The following is a 16937-nucleotide window of genomic DNA, read 5'->3' on the forward strand; positions in this document are numbered from 1 at the left end:
TCTCAGCCATTCTCAACCAAGCGGTTGGTTGATAGTTCAGCATCTGCGTGACCAAGTGTCAACCACTTGGTTGGTAAGTAGTCTCCCGGCCCGGGTCGAACGGGCGGCCTTCCGTCCCGCGTCCGGTGACCTCCAGCAGCACCGGCACGTCGATGGTCGCCGGTCAGCACCAACTGCTTCCACAGCCGATCCGAATGTTCCCGGGCGAACTCGCGGGAGAGGTCGTCGAGGCTGCCCATCCGTTTCACCGCGACCAGGAACGCCTCATCCGGGCTCAGGCCGGCGGCGACGAGTTCGTCGACGGAGCCGCGAAGGTGGTCTTCCAACTCGTCGGCGTCCACCGCTTGCAACTCCCGGCGGCGCAGCACGTACTGCCGCCACTGCGCGAACTGCGCCTCCAGCTCCTCCGGCCGATCGTGGGCCGTCATGCGAGGCCCTCCAGCGGGTGCGCCGTCAGCGGCGCACGGTCATGCCAGACCTCCTTGAGCGCGCCCACGACCGTGTCCCACTGCCGGCGCTGCTCGGCCAGCTCGGCCAGACCCCGGTCGGTGATGCGGTAGTACTTGCGCTTGCGCTCACCGGCGACCGCCTGCCAACTTGACTCCAGGTGACCGAGGCGCTCGAGCCGCTAGGTATGGCTTCGCCGGCAACCAGTGGCGACCGAATCGCCGTTACGGGCTGCTGTGGTGCCGCAAACGGGCACGGTCCGGGTTAGCCTTGGCGCATATGGCTACCTTTCGCAGCGCCTCAGTGCTCCTTTCCTCGGACGGCACCAGGACCCCCGGCACCGCCGCCCTCTTCGCCGAGCCAGCCCGTAGGGGCGGAACTCCGCCGTGGGCAGGCGATTTCCGGCCCGCCAACAGCGCCGGCAACGGCCCCAAGAACGCGGTCGGAAAGACCTTCACCCTGGAGCTTCCCGACGGCAGCACCGGCAAGGTCGTGGTCCAGGGCCTCAAGAGCGGCAAGGGCGGCGTCGTGCTGGCGCTGATGGGCGAGGACGCCCCACCCTTCTGACCAGTCGCACGTCGCCCGGGTGCCCGGGGTTGGCCCGTCCGGAGCCAGCCCAGGGCACCTGGCCAGGCACACCACTCGCCGCCGACAAAAGCCCTGGAATGCAGGTGGTCGGGTCGCGATAATGCCTGCTGTGCAGGAGGTCGAAGTCGTCGTCGCCCACCGCGAACGCGCGACCCTGCGTGTCGGCGACATGTTCCTGAAGATCGACGCCGATCCGGAGCGCGCGGACGTCGAGGTCCAGGCGATGGCCATCGCACCGGTCCCGACACCCGAGGTCATCTGGCGCAAGCCACACGTGCTCGCGCTCGCCGCCCTGCCCGGGAGGGCGCTCGGCCGCCTCGGTGAGCCGTCGGCCGCGTCGTCGACAGCGTGGGCCGCGGCGGGTGCCGCCGTACGGACGCTGCACGACGCGCCGCTGCCGCCCTGGCCCGGTCGGAGCCTCGAGGAGCTGGCCGCGCGGCTCGACGGCGAGTGCGAGTGGCTCGTCACGAACGGCGTTCTCCCCGTCGACCTGGTCACCCGCAACCGCCACGTCGCCGAGGCCGCGCTCCGGCCGTGGAAGCCGGTATTCACGCACGGCGACCTCCAGATCACCCACGTGTTCGTCGACGGTGACGAGGTCACCGGCGTGCTCGACTGGTCCGAGGCGTGCCGCGGCGATGGCCTCTTCGACCTCGCCACGTTGACGCTCGGGCACGAGGAGCACCTCGGCGACGTCGTGGCCGGCTATGGCGCCGACGTCGACCTCGATGTGATCCGGGCGTGGTGGTCGTTGCGCAGCCTGCTGGCGATCCGCTGGCTCGTCCAGCACGGCTTCGACCCCTCGTCGCCAGGCTGTGAGGTCGACGTGCTGCGGGCGCGGATGTGACACGCGTCAGGGTGAGCGGCCGTGGCCGACCCACCCGACTCAGTCCAGGGTGACCACCCAGCGAGCGCCCTCGCCCCGGGCGAGCCGTTCGAACGCCGCGGGCGCCTCGTCCAGCGGAACCGTGCCGCTGACCAGCACCCGCAGATCCAGTACGCCGTCGGCCAACTCGGCGGCCAGCACCGGCACCTCCCGCTCCGGGTCGGACGAGCCGTACACCGAGGAGCGCAGCGTGCGCGCGGAGTGGAAGATGTCCAGCGCACCGAGGCTGACCATGTCGTCCTTCGCGCCCATCCCGACCACTGTCACCGCTCCCCCGCGTCGAGTCAGCCGCCAGGCGGCGCGAATGGTGGTGGCCCGGCCGACGCACTCGAAGGCGTGGTCGACACCGCGGCCCTCGGTGCGCGCGCGTACCTCCTTGGAGAGCCGGTCGTCGGAGAGCAGGAAGTCGGTCGCCCCGGCGGCGAGCGCCAGGCCTCGTTTCGCCTCGGCGACGTCGATGGCCAGGATCGTCGTGGCACCGGCCCGGCGGGCCGCGCTGAGCACGGCGAGCCCGACTCCACCGAGCCCGACGACCGCGACCGACTCGCCGGGCGCCACCCGCGCGGTGTTCCGGACGGCGCCGACGCCGGTGAGCACCGCGCAGCCGAGCAATGCGGCCTGCTCGGGCGGCAGCCCGGCGGGGATCGGAATGACGGCACGCTCGGGCACCACCACCGCCTCGGCGAGCGCGCCGAGGCCGAGGGTCAGGTTCAGCGGGAGGCCGTCGTCGGTCTCGCCGCGCGGCACGGTCGGGGCCGTGGTGTCGGCGCAGAGCCACGGCTCACCGCGCCGGCACCACCAGCAGGCCCGGCAGGCCGGCGCCCAGTTGAGCACCACCGGGGTGCCGACCGTCAGCTGACTGCCCGGCCCGACCTCGGCCACCACTCCGGTCGCCTCGTGCCCGAGCGCCAGCGGGAACCTCGCGGCGATGGTGCCGTTCACCATGGACAGGTCGGAATGGCAGACACCGGCCGCCCGGATCGTCACCCGCACCTCGCCCGGGCCGGGCGCGGGCAGGCGTACCCGCTCGATGCGCAACTCGGCACCGGCCCCGCGCGCGACGAGCGCGCGGACGGTGACCGGCGCGGACGCCGGCTCGGTGCCACCACCCGGCGCGGCCGGGAACGACTCGCCGCCGCCGGGCGCGGCCGGGGACCGCTCGGGGCCGCCGGGGACGGCCGGGGACCGCTCGGGGCCGCCGGGGACGGCCGGGGACCGCTCGGGGCCGCCGGGGATGGCCGGGGACCGCTCGGGAGCGCTCATCGCTGGATCGCCTTCAGCTCGCAGAACTCGGCCAGCCCGTGCACGCCCAGCTCCCGGCCCAGGCCGGACTGCTTGTAGCCGCCGAACGGGGCGAGCGGGTTGAACGGGGCGCCGTTGATGTCGACCGCGCCGGTGCGCAGCCGCCGGGCCACCGCGAGCGCCGCGTCGGTGTCGGCGGACCACACCGCGCCGGCCAGCCCGTACTTCGAGTTGTTGGCGATGGCGACCGCCTCGTCGGTGTCGGCGAACGGGATGACGGCGAGCACCGGACCGAAGACCTCCTCCTGGGCCAGCGCGCTGTCGGGGCGCACGTCGGCGAAGACGGTCGGGGCGACGAAGTGCCCTTGGGCCGGCACCGGGGCGTCGGGCCCGCCGGCGACCAGCCGGGCGCCGTCGGCCAGGGCGCGGTCGATGTGGCCGCGTACCCGCTCGGCCTGTGCGGCGGAGACCAGCGGGCCGAGCCGGGTCGCCGGGTCGAACGGGTCGCCGAGTCGGTAGCCGGCCGCGGCCGTGGCGATCAGGTTGAGGGCTTCGTCGTACCGGTCGCGGTGCACAAGCATCCGGGTCCACGCGGTGCAGGTCTGCCCGGAGTTGAGCAGGGCGTTGCCGACGCCCACCTTGACGGCGGTGGCCAGGTCGGCGTCGGGGAGGATCACGTTGGCGGACTTGCCGCCCAGCTCCAGCGCGACCCGGGCGATCCGGTCGGCGGCGAGCCGCATGATCCGCGTCCCGGTGGCGGTGGAGCCGGTGAACGAGACCAGGTCGACGTCGGGGTGCCCGGCGAGGGCTTCGCCGACCACGGGCCCGGTGCCGGGGACCAGGTTGAGCACCCCCGGCGGCAGCCCGGCTTCGGTGACCGCGTCGAAGAGCAGGTACGCGGTCAGCGGGGTCAGCTCGCTGGGCTTGAGCACCACCGTGCAGCCGGCGGCCAGGGCGGGCGCGAGCTTCGCCATCACCTGGTGCAGCGGGTAGTTCCACGGGGTGATCGCGCCGACCACGCCGATCGGTTCGCGGACGACGAGGGAGTTGCCGATGCTCTCCTCGGCTGGCGCGCGGGCGGCGAGCGCGACGTGGTCGCGCAGCACTGTCAACGGGAGGCCGACCTGCACCCGGTTGGCGAGCTTGAGCGGTGAGCCCTGCTCCACGGCGATGGTGCGGGCGAGGTCGTCGGCACGGTCGGTGAGCGCCGTGCGCAGCCGGTCGAGGTGGGCGGAACGCTCGGCGGGAGTGGCGGCCGACCAGCCGGGGAACGCGGCGCGGGCCGCGGCCACGGCCCGATCCACGTCGGCCGGGGTGCCGGCCGGCACCTGCCCGGCCAGCTCCCCGGTGCTCGGGTTCTCCACGTCGATCAGATCCGCGTCGGCGGGAGACGTCCACTCCCCACCGACGTGCAGGTGGCGCCGGAGGCGATGGGAGTCGGGCAACTGCGACGGCGGGGCGGCGAGGTCCATGTCGTCCCTTCGAGGGCGGGCGATGGGCGATGGCGATGGGGTCGGGGTCGCGGTGGGCGATGAAACTAGCGCTGGGAGTTTGGACGCTACCCGTTGGGCCGGGCGGACTCCACCGCGCCGACGGTGCGGGTGTACTCGGCGGCCAGACCGTGCAGCAGGGCGTCCAGGCCGAGAGCGAAGGCGCCCTCGTCCACACTCTGCTGGTGCTCGGCGAGCCGGTGCGCCTGGCGCAGGTGTGGGTAGTGCGCCGCGTACAGCTCCGGGTCCTCGACGAACCCGCGGGCGAACGAGCCGAGCGCCGACCCGGCCACGAAGTAACGCAGCGCCGCGCCGATGTGGGTGGCGCGGGCCGGCGGCCAACCGGCCCGGACCAGGCCGCCGTAGACCGCGTCGGCCATGGCGAGGGCGGCCGGTCGGCGACCCGGCCCCTGTGCCAGGTACGGCACGATGTTCGGGTGTGCGGTGAGCGCCCGTCGGTACGACCATGCCCAGTCCCGCAGCGCGGTGACCCAGTCCCGACTGGCGAAGCCGGCGGTGTCGACGGCGCCGGTGACCGTGTCGGCGACCGCGTCGAGGATCTCGTCCTTGGTGGCGAAGTGGTTGTAGAGCGAGGGGCCCTGCACGCCGAGCGCGGCGGCGAGTCGGCGGGTGGAGAGCGCGCCGAGCCCGTCGGCGTCGATCAGCGCGAGCGCCGTCTCGACGATCCCGTCGCGGGTGAGCAGAGGTCGTCGAGGTCGGGGCATGTCAGAGCTCCTCGGTCTGCGGTGTCCCTCCCCGGGGGAACCACCTGTTCACGCACCCTATCCGGGGCCGCCTGCGGCCAGGCGCCACCACGTCGACCGGGAAGGGGTCTGGACGAAGGAAAACTTACACCGCTAGTTTAGGGACGACCGCTGCGGTCCGCAGCGGCGCACCGCCACGCCGACCGAGGGGGAACCGTGGACTTCGCACTGTCCGACGAGGAACGCGCCGTCCGAGACACCGTGCGCGCGTTCATCACCCGCGAGGTGATGCCCCTGGAAGCGGAGGTGCTCCGCCGGGAACGGGCGCACCAGCCGGGCCTCGACCACTCCGAGGTGCGCGAGCTGCAACTCAAGGCGCGCAAGTTCGGCTTCTGGGGCCTGGCCACCCCGGAAGAGTACGGCGGAATGAACCTGCCAGCCGTACTCCAGTCGTTGATCTGGACCGAGCTGGGCCGCACGTTCGTGCCCTTCCGCTTCGGTGGCGAGGCGGACAACATCCTGTTCCACGCCACCGAGGAGCAGAAGCGGGAGTTCCTCGTCCCGACCATCGAGGGCGAGCGGCGTTCCTGCTTCGCGATCACCGAACCGGGTGCCGGGTCGGACGCCGCCAACATCCGGCTCTCCGCCCGCCGGGACGGCGACGACTGGATCCTCGACGGCGAGAAGACCTTCATCACCGGCGGCCACGACGCCGACTTCGCCATCGTGGTCGCGGTGACCGACCGGGAGAAGGGCGCCCGCAACGGCGGTGCCACCGCGTTCCTGGTGGACCGGTCGATGGGCTGGCGCTCGGAGTTCATCCAGACGATGGGCGAGGGCGGCCCCGCCTCGCTCATCTTCGACGGCGTACGCGTGCCGCACCGCAACATCCTCGGTGAGATCGGGCAGGGCTTCACGCTCGGCATGGAGTGGATCGGCAAGGGGCGCTACACCATCCCGTCGCACGCCATCGGCATCGCCGAGCGGGTGCTGCAGATGGCCATCGAGTACGCCAACACCCGGGAGACCTTCGGCACGAAGATCGGCGCCAACCAGGCCATCCAGTGGATGATCGCCGACTCGGAGACGGAGTTGGAGGCGGCCCGGTGGCTGGTGCTGCGTTCGGCGTGGACTGTCGACGCGGGCCTGGACCCCCGGCACGCCTCGTCCATGGGCAAGCTCTACGGCGCCGGCATGGTCAACCGCGTGGTCGACCGGGTGCTCCAGATCCACGGCGGCATGGGCTACACCCGGGAGCTGCCCATCGAACGCTGGTACCGGCAGGTCCGGCTCTACCGGATCTTCGAGGGCACTGACGAGATGCAACGGCTGATCATCTCGCGCGACCTGCTGCGCGGCTACACGAAGATCGGCGGACACCTGGCCTGAGCCCAGGTGTCCGCCTCCTGACCTGACCGGCCGGCCGGGCCCCGCGACGGGCGCGGCCGGCCTATCCGGTCAACGCGGTAAGCGCGGCGTCCACGTCGGCCTCGGTGGAGTAGATGTGGAACGAGGCCCGGACCCGTCCGGCGCGCACCGCCGCCCGGATGCCGGCCGCCGCGAGGCGCCGCTCCGCGTCGGGCACGTCCACGCTGACGATGGCGCTCTCCCCCGCCGGCCGGCCCAGCCCGGTCAGGAACCGGTTGGCCAGCCCCACGTTGTGCGCCCGGATCGCCGGCACGCCGATCTCGGCGACCACCTCCAGGGCGGGCGCGGCCCCGACCCAGCTGAACCAGGCCGGTGAGATGTCGAATCGGCGGGCATCGTCGGCCAACCGCAGCGGCGGGCCGTAGTAGGAGGCGTGCGGGTCACGGCCCGCGTACCAGCCGGCCGCGTCGGGGCGCAGCCGCTCGCGCAACGCCGGCGCCAGATAGGCGTACGCGGTCCCGCGCGGATTCATCAGCCACTTGTAGCCGCCCACCGCCACCACGTCGGCCTGGCCGCCGTCGAACGGCAGCCAGCCGCACGCCTGGGTCGCGTCCACCGCCACCAGCGCGTCGTGCGCCCGGGCCGCGGCCACGATCTCGTCGTACGCCGCGACCGCCCCGTCGGCCGACTGCACCAGGCTGAACGCGACCAGGTCGGTGTCGGCGTCGATGGCGTCGACCAGCGACCCCGGCGGCACCGTGCGGACCGTGATGCCCCGCTCCTCCTGGACCAGCCAGGGGAAGAGATTCGAGGTGAACTCGACCTCGGGGACCACCACCGTGGCACCGGCCGGCAGCGCCGCCGCGACCGGCGCGAGGAGCTGGGACACGGCCGCCCCGACCGCCACGTCACCGACCGGCACCCCGATGAGGCCGGCGAGGGCGGCACGAGCCCGATGAGTCGACTCGCCCCAGCCCTCCCACGACGTACGACCGACCCGCCAGGCGCCCAGGGCATCCTGTAGTGCCGCCCACGCCGGCTCCGGCGGCAACCCGTAGCTGGCGGTGTTCAACCAGCCCGGCTCCGGCTGCCACAGCTTCTGCGCCTGCTCGATCTCCATGCCGTCGACGCTAGGCCGAGTGATGCGCGACCGGCACGACCAATCGGCGATCGGCGGCCTGTCAGATCCGGACGAAGTCCTGCCCGAGCAACGCCCGCAGCTTGGTCAACGCGCGGGCGTTCCGCATCTTCACCACCGACACGGAGACGTCCAGGGTGCTGGCGACGGCCTCGACGCTCTGATCCTCCCAGTGCCGCAGCACCACGATGGCCTGGTCGCGAACCGGCAGGGTGGCCAACGCCTGGAGCAGGGCGACGTGCAGCTCGGTGGTGTCGTCGGGCCGGTGCGGCGACCCCTCCGGCAGTTCGGCGAGCACGACCTCGTCGGCGCTGCGCCGCTTGTTCTGGTCGAAGACGGCGTTCATCAGGACCCGACGGCTGTACGCCTCCAGGTTCGCCGAGCGACGGATCCGGCCCCAGTTCGCGTACATCTTCGCGAAGGTGGTCTGGGTCAGGTCCTGGGCGAGGTGCCAGTCGCGACACATCAGGTAGGCGGTACGCCGCAGCCTCGGTGCGGCGGTCTCGACGAACGCGGTGAACTCCGCCTGCTGGGCGGTGTGCTCACGCCGTCGAGCAGCGCCCCAGCGGGCAGCCGCCATCAGTCGACCGCCGACGCGTTGGTGCCGGCCGGGCAGTCGATGCCGATGACCTCGTCGACCCCGGGCGTGCGTTTGACGCGCTCAGCCAGCTCCGCGTACTGGGTCCGCACCACGAGCGTGATCCGGAACGACTCCGGCAGTTGGCTGGACACGATGTTGTCGACGAGTTCGGGTGCGTCCGCGTACACCTTCTTGAACTTCTCCAGCGCTACTTCGCGGCTCTGGAACACCACGGTCCCGACCGCCGGGTCCGCGTCCAGCACGTGCTTGATCACAGCGCGCTGCTGATCGGTGATCTCGGGAGCGAGGTAGACCGCGGCGTCGGTCGCGGTCTCGTCAGCGGGGGCCTGGCACGCCCTGTTCACAAGCATGCCGAACGCCGCTGGCACCGTCGTCGGTGGTGGCGTCGACCGTTGCGGCGGTGTCGCCACGTTCACCACCCCCACCGCCGCGATGGCGATCACGGCTGCGGCACCTGTCGCCACCAGCCCTTGCCGGCGTCGACGCAGGCCGGTGCCGGTGGCCACCGCGTCACCGACCAGGTCGGCAACTGGTAGTTCTGGCTCGTCGGCGACAGCGCGGTCGAAGAGCACCCGCAGGTTCTGATCCATGTTTCCTCCCGTGGCCCGGTGGGCTTCCACAGGTGTTGACTGGTTGGGCCACCGGATCGGTCACATCGGTGCCGGACGGCACCGGCGTCACGGCCTCCGGCGGTGTCCGGCCGACCCGTCGGCGGCCGACGGGTGGATCCGGCTGAGAATGTCGGCGAGGCCGGCGAGCCACCTGTCGACCTCCACCAGATGCCGGACCGACTGACGGTCGGCCCCGCCGAGGAGCGGACGGATCCGGTCCAGCTGGTCGACGCAGGTGGTCGGGACCGGCGCCCGGCCCGATGTCCGGCCGTGGGCGACCTCGTCGGCGAGGGTCTCGTACGCCGAGCGTAGGCGCCCGGCCGAGTCTCGCAGCAGCGCCGCCGCCTCGGGCCAGCCGGCGAGGCAGCCGGGCGGGTTGCGCCGCAGCAGCGACTCCGCGCCCGGCACTACGTGGTGCCCGGTGCTCAGGACGGCGTCCCAGTTCACCCGCTGACGGCGCGGATCGTGCCGCTCGGAGTGGTACTGGCAGTACGACGAGTCGATCAGGACCATCCGTCGCCGTACCCGGTCGAGGGCGCCCTCCGGTGGCGGCGCATCGCCGAGCATCGCCTGGACCGTCTGGTCGACCGCGTCCGCGCTAGCCTCCAGGTAGCGGGTGGCGTTGTGCCGCAGGTCGTGGCCCGCGCCGCGCGGCCACATCGCCACACCGGCGAGCACGCCGATCACCGCGCCGAGCAGCACGTCGACGAGACGGGCCTCGGCGAGCCGCCACCCTTCCGGGCTGAGCTGGGCGAAGACGACAGTCAGGAGCACTGTGAACAGCGCCTGCTGCCAGACCGGACCGAGCAGACGACCAAGGCCGAAGGCCAGCAGCAGGGTGATCGGCAGGACGACGGCGTACACGATCGGCTCGTCGACGACCACCATCACCCCGCCGCTGACGACCGCACCGACGATCGTGCCCAGCACGGCGGGCCGCAGCGCGGTACGGGTGTCGACGGCCGACGTCCGCAACACCGTGAGGGTGGCCAGCAGCACCCAGAAGCCGTGGGTCAGCTGCAACACTCCGGCGGCCACCCGGGCGATGGCGAGCGCCACGGCCAGCCGCAGCGAGCTGTGCAGGTGCGCCGAGCGCGGCGCCAGATGGGAGCGGAACTGCCACCAGTACAGCGCCCACGGGCTGTGCCGGGCGTACTCGAACAGCCCCGAGGAGGCGTCACCGCCGTCGAGCCGCGCCCCGGTGGCCACCCGGCAACCGACCGCGAAGACCCGCACCTGGTCCGCGAGGGCGAGCGCCGTCACGTCCCGGCACAACCGGGGTACGTCCGGCGCGGCGCGGACGTCGCCAGCCCCCACGGGGTACGCCGCCTCGGCTCGTCCGACCGCCACGTCCAGGTCGGATGGGTCCACCGCCGGCGCACCCGGCGACAGGCTCCGGCCGGCAGCGCGGGTCGTGTCCGCGCACGAGCGCAGCAGACGCCCCGCCGCCAGGTCCGGGATCGGCTCCGGCGGGGCGTCCGCCGCCAGCCGGTCGGCCTCGGCGAGCACCTCCCGCAACGCGGCCGCGCAGATCCGCAACGCCCGGTCCTGAGCGCCCGCCGCGGTGGGCGCCCACGCCGGAGGGTTGCGACTCAGCTCGATCGCCGCCACCACGTCGTACGCCCGCTCGCGCCGCGTGTCCCGACCACCAGCGGCGGCGGACGGGCCGGTCAAGCTCTCGGCGGCGATGTCGAGGAAGGCGGCGACACCGTCCGCCGCCGCGGCGAGGCGTTGCCGGTAGGAGACCGGCACCGGGTCGGGCCAGAGGAACACCTCGGCCACCGCGAGCAACACGACGGCGAGCGTCACCCCACCGAGTCGCTCCGGCAGGGTGCCCGGCTGGTACGGCGGGAACGACGCCAGGATGTAGAACAGCTGGAACGCGCTCGCCAAGCCCACCAGGCGCGGGTTGCCGACCCCGGCGAACGCCACGACGAACCCGATGACCAGCATGCCGCCGGCCGCCGCCCACGTGCTCCACGCCAGGAGTGAGCCCACCGTGATCAGCGCCCACACCGCCGGCAGCGACAACAGGAGGATCCGCGCCCGCTGCGGCGCCGGACCGGGCAACTGCGCGAACGACCCGGCGGCGATGGTGCCGAACAACCCGTACGTGGCGAGCGTGGAACTGCCCGCGCCGTACCGGCAGCCGTAGAAGACGACGGACGCGACGAGCGTCAGTCGGGCCGCACGTCGCAGGATGGCGTCACCCGGGTCACGGCGGCGAAGTCGGCCAAGGAGGCTGGTTCCGAGCACGACCGCTCCCCCGGTTCGTCGCAGCACCCCTCCCCGGCCCACCATTCTCCACCGCGTGCCGCGCCGGGCGGCCGGTTTACCGACGAATCACCGCCGCGAGCGGGCCGACCTCACGGCCGCGAGCTGCGCGGCATCACCGCCGTGAGCTGCCGAGCAGGTCGCGCCGGATGGCCCGGAGCAGGGTGCCGGGCGCGGCGGTTCGGCCGTCGCCATCTCGGCGAAGAGCCGGGCCGGAGGGGGCATGCGCCGGGTCCGGCCACCAGCTATGAATATCGGATGAGTACGCATGCCGGTGCGACCCGGGCCTCGGGCCGTTCGGGGCCCGGGGTGGCCAGCCCGACCAGGCCGATCGCGACGGTGCACGCCTGTGCGCCGGAGGGTGGGCAGGCTCAGTGGCTGGCCTTCGTCGGTGGCACCTGGGTCGCGCGGGCCGCCTGCGTACCGCTCATCGTGACGTCGAACGGCCAGGACGACCGCGTCAACCTCGGCATCGGCGTCCCCTGCGACAAGAACACCACGCCCTAGCCCCCATCCCACCCCGGTTGATCAAGAGCTTTGCGTCGTCCGTCGCGGCGTGTCGTGACGCGAACCTCTTGATCACCGCGCCAGCCCGGGGTGGACGGGGACGTCTACTGTCTACACAGCCTGCGTACCGACTGCTCGCCCCGCCGACGCCCTGGACGTTTCGTCGAGAGGTCAACGACATGCTGAAGGCCGAGGATCTTCCCCCGTTTCAGCGCGCCGTGTCCTACGAGTCGCAGCGCGGCCAACGTGTGTACGCGACCCTGATCGCGCTGCGGCTGTCCCTGCTCCTGGTTGCCGCGGTCGCGGGGGTCGCCACGTGGAAGCTCGACAGTGTCGCCCTGGGCCCGGCAGTCGCGGCGGGCGCGTTCGCCGCCACGTCGATCGTCGAGGTCTTCCTCCTCACCAACCGGCCCAATGAGCGGTGGTACGTCGGCAGAGCCCTCTCCGAATCCATCAAGTCACTCACGTGGCGATTCACCGTCGCGGCCGACCCGTTTCCCCGATCGCGGAGCGATTCGGACAGCGTCGAGGAGTTCACCGTCCGACTGTTGGGCTTGACCCGAGACATGTCGGCCGCTGGGTTGGCGGCACCCGCGGTGGCTGGGCAACAAGTCACTGAGGGAATGCGGACACTGCGCGCCGCCTCTCTCGCGGAGCGCCGCGCCGCGTACCTGACCGGCCGTCTGGAGGCCCAGCGAGCCTGGTACGCCGAGCGATCCTTGTCGAACCGGGCGCGGGCGACCCGCTGGTCGGTCAGCATGCTCGTGCTGGAGATCGTCGGGGTGACCCTGGCGGTGTCGAGGGCCGCCGGGCTGACCGACCTCGACCTGCTCGGTGTGGCCGCCGCGGCGGTCGCGGCCGGCGCTGCCTGGACGCAGACACGGCAACACAGCACGGTGGCGACCGCCTACGCGCTGGCAAGTCAGGAGCTTGCCGCGATGGGATCGCTGGCCACCCGGCTCGGTTCGGAAGCCGAACTGTCGCGCTTCGTGAACGACACGGAGACGGCGATCTCCCGGGAGCACACGATGTGGCGAGCACGCCGACGCTGACGCCTGGACGCACCGGCCGCCGCCCACTGATCAACTCGGTTTTGAGAAAGTCGCGGTGTACGGGCGGCTCGGATGCCCCGATTGTCAGCAAGCCGAGTGGATCACGGCGTGGACCGGGGTCGGGGCGGCCGAGGCGCGCCCCGACACCGGCCCACGCCGTGGATCAGGCCGACGTTCCGGCTGGCGCGGCCGCCTTCTCGTCGGGACGGGACGTGGCCTCGTCGTCGTCGTGCTCGTCGACCATGGTGGCCTCGTCGAACGGGTCGTTGCCGCTCAGTACGGCGGTCGCCCGTTCCCTGTCGAACTCGCCGGTCCAGGTCCCCACCAGCACTGTCGCCACCGCGTTGCCGGCGAAGTTGGTAAGTGCCCGAGCCTCCGACATGAACCGGTCGATGCCGACGATCAGCCCAACCCCGTCGACGAGGTCCGGCCGGTGTGACTGGAGGCCACCGGCCAGCGTGGCCAGCCCGGCGCCGGTGACCCCGGCGGCGCCCTTGGAAGCGATGATCATGAACAGCAGCAGCGAGATCTGCTCGCCGATGGCCAGCGGCTTGCCCAGCGCGTCGGCGATGAACAGCGACGCCATGGTCAGGTAGATCGCCGTGCCGTCCAGGTTGAACGAGTAGCCGGTCGGCACCGTGATGCCCACGACCGGCTTGCTCACCCCGAAGTGCTCCATCTTGGCGATCAGCCGCGGCAGTGCCGACTCCGACGACGAGGTGGACAGGATCAGCAGGAACTCCCGGCCCAGGTAACGCAGCAACGAGAAGATCGAGATCCGGGCCACGAACCACAGCAGCGCGCCCAGGAACACCAGCACGAAGATCAGACAGGTGGCGTAGAAGCCCACCATGATCTGGGCGAGGCTCTTGAGGGCGTCCACGCCTGTCGCGCCGACCACGGCGGCCATCGCGCCGAACGCGCCGATCGGCGCCAACCACATGATCATGGCGAGGACCTTGAAGACGACCCGCTGGATGACGGTGATCGCGCCGAGCACCGGCTCACCTCGCCGACCCATGGCCTGGACGGCGAAGCCGACCAACAGCGCGACAAGCAGCGTCTGGAGCACCTTGCCCTCGGTGAGCGAGGAGAGCAGCGTCGTCGGGATGATCCCGAGCAGGAAGTCGGCCGTACCGGCGGCCTCGTCACCGGCGGCGGCCTTGCCGGAGCCGGCGAGGTCCGGTCCGAGGTTCAGGCCCGAGCCGGGGTGGATGACGTTGCCGACGACCAGGCCGATGGCGAGCGCGACCGTCGACATGGTCAGGAAGTAGCCGAGGGCCAGACCGCCTACCTTGCCGACCTTCGCGGCCTGCCGGACGGAGCCGACGCCGAGCACGATGGTGCAGAAGATGACCGGGCTGATCATCATCTTGATCAGGTTGACGAAGCCGGTGCCGATCGGCTTGAGTTCCTTGCCGAAATCGGGGGCGACCAGGCCGACCACGATGCCGGCGACCACGGCCACGATGACGGCCAGATACAGGTAACGGGTACGGTCCCGGCGGACCGCCGGTGCCGGGGTGGCGGCGGATGCGGTGGTGTCCATGTCGACAATGTGAAGCGCGTCTCACCCGTTGACAGCCTTGCGGTCATTCTGTTCACCGCGAACGCACGACTGTGGCGCGAGGAGGAGGTGGTCGAGGTGGCCCGGCGCCAGTGGAGCATCGCGGGGCAACTCTTCGCCCTCCAGGCGATGGTGGTGACGCTGCTCGTGCTGGCCGGCGCGGCGGGCGCCGTCTGGCTGGCCCGCAGCGACTCGCGTCAGGCCGCGCAGGAGGAGGTGCTCGCGGTGGCGCAGACCGTGGCCGGCTCCCCCGACGTCCGGGCGGCCCTCACGACCGCCGAACCGGCGAGGGTCCTCCAGCCGTACGCCGAATCGATCCGCAAGGCCACGGGCATCGACTTCGTGGTGGTGATGGCCCCCGACCGGACCCGGTTCTCACACCCGACCCAGGACCGGATCGGCGAGCCGTTCGTCGGCGAGATCGGGCCCGCCCTGGCCGGCCGCCCGTTCACCACGACAAACGTCGGCACGCTCGGCGAGTCGGTGCGCGCTGTCGTTCCGGTGTACGACGAGCAGCGGCACCTCATCGGTCTGGTGTCGGTGGGCATCACCACCCGCGAGATCGACAAGAAGCTGCTCGGCCAGTTGCCGGTGCTGTTCGGTGTGGTCGCGCCGGCTCTGGCGCTCGCCGCCACGGGCTCCTGGCTGCTCAGCCGCCGGCTCCGTCGCCAGACGCACGGTCTGGGGCCGGCGCAGATAACCCGGATGTACGAGTACTACGACGCCGTTCTGCACTCGGTGCGCGAGGGTCTCGTCGTGCTGACCACCGATCGTCGGGTGGCGCTCGTGAACGACGAGGGCCGCCGGCTGTTGGGGCTCGACGCGGACGCGCCGGTGATCGACCAGCCGGTGGCCGGGATCGACCTGCCGCCAGCGGTGGCCGAGCTGCTCGACTCCGGGCGCGACGCCCTCGACGAGCCGATCCTCGCCGGTGACCGGGTGCTCGTCGCCAACCAGCGGACCACCCGCTTCGAGGGCGCGGTGCTCGGCACCGTGTTGACCCTGCGCGACCAGACCGAACTGCGCACGCTTGCCAGTGAGCTGGACTCGGTGCGGGCGCTCACCGAGGCGTTGCAGGCGCAGACCCACGAGTCGGCCAACCGGTTGCACACCGTACTGACCCTGGTGGAGCTGGGCCGCGCCGACGAGGCCGTGCGGCTCGGCACCCGGGACCTGGCCCTCGCCCAGCAGCTGACCGACCGGGTGGTCGGCGCGGTGACCGAGCCGGCGTTGGCCGCACTGCTGCTCGGCAAGTCCGCACAGGCCGGCGAGCGCGGGATCGACCTGGTCATCGAGCCGGACTGCCGCCTCGACGACAGTCCGTTGCCGACCGGCGACCTGCTCACCGTGGTCGGCAACCTGGTCGACAACGCGCTGGAGGCGGTGGCCGGCACGCCGGCGCCACGCCGGGTGCGGGTGTTCGTCGGCGCGGCCGACGACGAGCTGGTGGTTCGCGTGGCCGACAGCGGCCCCGGGCTGGCCCCGGAACGGGTGGCCGACGCGTTCCGGCGCGGCTGGTCCACCAAGAGCAGCTCCAGCAAGGGCACCGGCCGGGGTCTCGGCCTGGCGCTGGTCGGGCAGGTGGTACGCCGGCACGGCGGTAGCGCCGAGGTCTGTCGCTCGGACGACGGCGGCAGCCTGTTCACCGTCCGACTGCCGGTCAGAATCGAGCGGTCATGACCGATATCCGGGTGCTTGTCGTCGAGGACGAGCCGCTGCTGGCCGAGGCGCACAGCGCGTACACCGAACGGGTTCCCGGTTTCGTGGTGGTCGGGGTGGCGCACACGGCGCGGGCGGCGATGGCGGCCCTGCGCGCGGGTGGCGGCGGCGACGTGGACCTCGTACTCCTTGATTTTCGGCTCCCCGACCTGCACGGCCTGGACGTCTGCCGGGCGCTGCGCGCGGCCGGCAGCAGCGTCGACGTGCTCGCGGTGACCTCCGCGCGGGACCTGGCGGTGGTGCGCACCGCCGTGTCCCTCGGGGTTACCCACTACCTGCTCAAGCCGTTCACGTTCGCGGCGTTCCGCGACAAGCTGGAGCGGTACGCCGACTATCGCGCCCAGGCGCTCGCCGACGGCGAGGTCGCCGCCCAGCACGAGGTGGACCAGATGTTCGCCACCCTGCGCGGCACCGCCGGGCACAGCCTGCCCAAGGGGCTCGACGCGCAGACCCTCGATCGGGTACGCGCCGCCCTCACCGACGGCTCCCGCGCGAAGGTCGGGCTGTCCGCGACCGAGGTGAGCGCGCTGACCGGCATCTCCCGGGTGACCGCCCGCCGCTACCTGGAGTACCTGGTGACGGTAGACCGAGCCGCCCGCACCCCCCGCTACGGCACCCCCGGCCGCCCCGAGGTCGAATACCGCCCCCGCTGAGCGGGGCTTAACTTTGCCCCGACACCGGCCGCGAGGTGCCACTCATCGATCGAAGGAGTGGGAGAATCGAGGGCGACCCGATACGCAGGA

Annotated in this window: 16 protein-coding genes and 1 pseudogene; 7 read left to right on the forward strand and 10 right to left on the reverse strand. The window is 72.2% G+C overall.

Features of this window, described 5'->3' with window-relative positions; translation table 11 throughout:
- Positions 1 to 2 precede the first annotated feature (2 nt).
- A complete protein-coding gene (locus ACLQ3B_RS30365; protein WP_425784108.1) occupies positions 3 to 428 on the reverse strand; it encodes a permease prefix domain 1-containing protein in 426 nt (141 codons plus the stop codon).
- Positions 425 to 616, reverse strand: a pseudogene (locus tag ACLQ3B_RS30370) (PadR family transcriptional regulator); the annotation flags it as partial. The pseudogene ACLQ3B_RS30370 and the gene ACLQ3B_RS30365, both read right to left, overlap by 4 nt.
- A 110-nt stretch (positions 617 to 726) precedes the next feature.
- On the opposite strand from ACLQ3B_RS30370, the gene ACLQ3B_RS30375 reads away from it, so the two are divergent.
- Positions 727 to 1014: a hypothetical protein gene (locus ACLQ3B_RS30375; protein WP_231392589.1), complete on the forward strand. Its 288-nt coding sequence runs from the start codon at positions 727 to 729 to the stop codon at positions 1012 to 1014.
- A 121-nt stretch (positions 1015 to 1135) separates the two neighbouring features.
- A complete protein-coding gene (locus ACLQ3B_RS30380) occupies positions 1136 to 1882 on the forward strand; it encodes a phosphotransferase family protein (RefSeq protein ID WP_425784109.1) in 747 nt (248 codons plus the stop codon).
- Positions 1883 to 1921: 39 nt separating this feature from the next.
- On the opposite strand, the gene ACLQ3B_RS30385 is transcribed toward ACLQ3B_RS30380, so the two are convergent.
- The 3 genes from ACLQ3B_RS30385 to ACLQ3B_RS30395 all read right to left on the reverse strand — a co-directional run bounded on the left by ACLQ3B_RS30385 (position 1922) and on the right by ACLQ3B_RS30395 (position 5378).
- Positions 1922 to 3184 carry an alcohol dehydrogenase catalytic domain-containing protein gene (locus tag ACLQ3B_RS30385; protein WP_425784110.1) on the reverse strand — a complete coding sequence of 421 codons (1263 nt, stop codon included), beginning with the start codon at positions 3182 to 3184 and terminating at the stop codon, positions 1922 to 1924.
- Positions 3181 to 4635 (reverse strand): aldehyde dehydrogenase family protein, encoded by a 1455-nt coding sequence (locus ACLQ3B_RS30390; protein ID WP_425784111.1) that lies wholly within the window; start codon positions 4633 to 4635, stop codon positions 3181 to 3183. The genes ACLQ3B_RS30385 and ACLQ3B_RS30390 overlap by 4 nt, the downstream gene beginning before the upstream one ends.
- An 86-nt stretch (positions 4636 to 4721) precedes the next feature.
- The gene (locus ACLQ3B_RS30395) at positions 4722 to 5378 is read right to left on the reverse strand and encodes a TetR/AcrR family transcriptional regulator C-terminal domain-containing protein (RefSeq protein ID WP_425784112.1); all 657 of its coding nucleotides are present in this window, start codon (positions 5376 to 5378) and stop codon (positions 4722 to 4724) included.
- 195 nt (positions 5379 to 5573) lie between these two features.
- On the opposite strand from ACLQ3B_RS30395, the gene ACLQ3B_RS30400 reads away from it, so the two are divergent.
- Positions 5574 to 6746 (forward strand): acyl-CoA dehydrogenase family protein, encoded by a 1173-nt coding sequence (locus ACLQ3B_RS30400; protein WP_425784113.1) that lies wholly within the window; start codon positions 5574 to 5576, stop codon positions 6744 to 6746.
- Between the two features lie 61 nt (positions 6747 to 6807).
- Here the strand turns inward: ACLQ3B_RS30400 and ACLQ3B_RS30405 are convergent, their stop codons facing one another.
- From ACLQ3B_RS30405 to ACLQ3B_RS30420, 4 genes are all read right to left on the reverse strand, one after another.
- The gene (locus ACLQ3B_RS30405) at positions 6808 to 7845 is read right to left on the reverse strand and encodes an aminotransferase class V-fold PLP-dependent enzyme (RefSeq protein WP_425784114.1); all 1038 of its coding nucleotides are present in this window, start codon (positions 7843 to 7845) and stop codon (positions 6808 to 6810) included.
- 61 nt (positions 7846 to 7906) lie between these two features.
- On the reverse strand, positions 7907 to 8443 hold the full coding sequence (locus tag ACLQ3B_RS30410) for a SigE family RNA polymerase sigma factor (protein ID WP_425784115.1): 537 nt from the start codon (positions 8441 to 8443) through the stop codon (positions 7907 to 7909).
- Complete coding sequence (locus tag ACLQ3B_RS30415) at positions 8443 to 9054, reverse strand: permease-like cell division protein FtsX (RefSeq protein ID WP_425784116.1); 612 nt, start codon at positions 9052 to 9054, stop codon at positions 8443 to 8445. The genes ACLQ3B_RS30410 and ACLQ3B_RS30415 overlap by 1 nt, the downstream gene beginning before the upstream one ends.
- An 87-nt stretch (positions 9055 to 9141) precedes the next feature.
- On the reverse strand, positions 9142 to 11331 hold the full coding sequence (locus ACLQ3B_RS30420) for an FUSC family protein (protein ID WP_425784117.1): 2190 nt from the start codon (positions 11329 to 11331) through the stop codon (positions 9142 to 9144).
- A gap of 276 nt (positions 11332 to 11607) precedes the next feature.
- Between ACLQ3B_RS30420 and ACLQ3B_RS30425 the strand changes: the two genes are divergently transcribed.
- Positions 11608 to 11856 carry a hypothetical protein gene (locus ACLQ3B_RS30425; protein WP_425784118.1) on the forward strand — a complete coding sequence of 83 codons (249 nt, stop codon included), beginning with the start codon at positions 11608 to 11610 and terminating at the stop codon, positions 11854 to 11856.
- 179 nt (positions 11857 to 12035) lie between these two features.
- Positions 12036 to 12908 carry a DUF4231 domain-containing protein gene (locus tag ACLQ3B_RS30430; protein WP_425784119.1) on the forward strand — a complete coding sequence of 291 codons (873 nt, stop codon included), beginning with the start codon at positions 12036 to 12038 and terminating at the stop codon, positions 12906 to 12908.
- A 163-nt stretch (positions 12909 to 13071) separates the two neighbouring features.
- Here the strand turns inward: ACLQ3B_RS30430 and ACLQ3B_RS30435 are convergent, their stop codons facing one another.
- The gene (locus ACLQ3B_RS30435; RefSeq protein WP_425784120.1) at positions 13072 to 14457 is read right to left on the reverse strand and encodes a cation:dicarboxylate symporter family transporter; all 1386 of its coding nucleotides are present in this window, start codon (positions 14455 to 14457) and stop codon (positions 13072 to 13074) included.
- 9 nt (positions 14458 to 14466) lie between these two features.
- Between ACLQ3B_RS30435 and ACLQ3B_RS30440 the strand changes: the two genes are divergently transcribed.
- Positions 14467 to 16155 carry an ATP-binding protein gene (locus tag ACLQ3B_RS30440; RefSeq protein WP_425784121.1) on the forward strand — a complete coding sequence of 563 codons (1689 nt, stop codon included), beginning with the start codon at positions 14467 to 14469 and terminating at the stop codon, positions 16153 to 16155.
- Entirely contained in the window at positions 16152 to 16847 is a 696-nt protein-coding gene (locus ACLQ3B_RS30445; RefSeq protein ID WP_425784122.1) for a response regulator, read from the forward strand. Before ACLQ3B_RS30440 ends, ACLQ3B_RS30445 begins: the two co-directional genes overlap by 4 nt.
- Positions 16848 to 16937: the final 90 nt, after the last annotated feature.

The sequence above is a fragment of the Micromonospora sp. DT53 genome (assembly GCF_049841535.1).
GTDB lineage: Bacteria > Actinomycetota > Actinomycetes > Mycobacteriales > Micromonosporaceae > Micromonospora.

Excerpts from the sequence above, each read along its gene's own strand:
- ACLQ3B_RS30430 (WP_425784119.1), top strand. The coding sequence starts at position 12,036 with ATGCTGAAGGCCGAGGATCTTCCCCCGTTTCAGCGCGCCGTGTCCTAC.
- ACLQ3B_RS30395 (WP_425784112.1), bottom strand. The coding sequence starts at position 5,378 with ATGCCCCGACCTCGACGACCTCTGCTCACCCGCGACGGGATCGTCGAG.
- ACLQ3B_RS30425 (WP_425784118.1), top strand. The coding sequence starts at position 11,608 with ATGAGTACGCATGCCGGTGCGACCCGGGCCTCGGGCCGTTCGGGGCCC.
- ACLQ3B_RS30410 (WP_425784115.1), bottom strand. The coding sequence starts at position 8,443 with ATGGCGGCTGCCCGCTGGGGCGCTGCTCGACGGCGTGAGCACACCGCC.
- ACLQ3B_RS30385 (WP_425784110.1), bottom strand. The coding sequence starts at position 3,184 with ATGAGCGCTCCCGAGCGGTCCCCGGCCATCCCCGGCGGCCCCGAGCGG.
- ACLQ3B_RS30390 (WP_425784111.1), bottom strand. The coding sequence starts at position 4,635 with ATGGACCTCGCCGCCCCGCCGTCGCAGTTGCCCGACTCCCATCGCCTC.
- ACLQ3B_RS30415 (WP_425784116.1), bottom strand. The coding sequence starts at position 9,054 with ATGGATCAGAACCTGCGGGTGCTCTTCGACCGCGCTGTCGCCGACGAG.
- ACLQ3B_RS30365 (WP_425784108.1), bottom strand. The coding sequence starts at position 428 with ATGACGGCCCACGATCGGCCGGAGGAGCTGGAGGCGCAGTTCGCGCAG.
- ACLQ3B_RS30445 (WP_425784122.1), top strand. The coding sequence starts at position 16,152 with ATGACCGATATCCGGGTGCTTGTCGTCGAGGACGAGCCGCTGCTGGCC.
- ACLQ3B_RS30435 (WP_425784120.1), bottom strand. The coding sequence starts at position 14,457 with ATGGACACCACCGCATCCGCCGCCACCCCGGCACCGGCGGTCCGCCGG.
- ACLQ3B_RS30380 (WP_425784109.1), top strand. The coding sequence starts at position 1,136 with ATGCCTGCTGTGCAGGAGGTCGAAGTCGTCGTCGCCCACCGCGAACGC.
- ACLQ3B_RS30375 (WP_231392589.1), top strand. The coding sequence starts at position 727 with ATGGCTACCTTTCGCAGCGCCTCAGTGCTCCTTTCCTCGGACGGCACC.
- ACLQ3B_RS30405 (WP_425784114.1), bottom strand. The coding sequence starts at position 7,845 with ATGGAGATCGAGCAGGCGCAGAAGCTGTGGCAGCCGGAGCCGGGCTGG.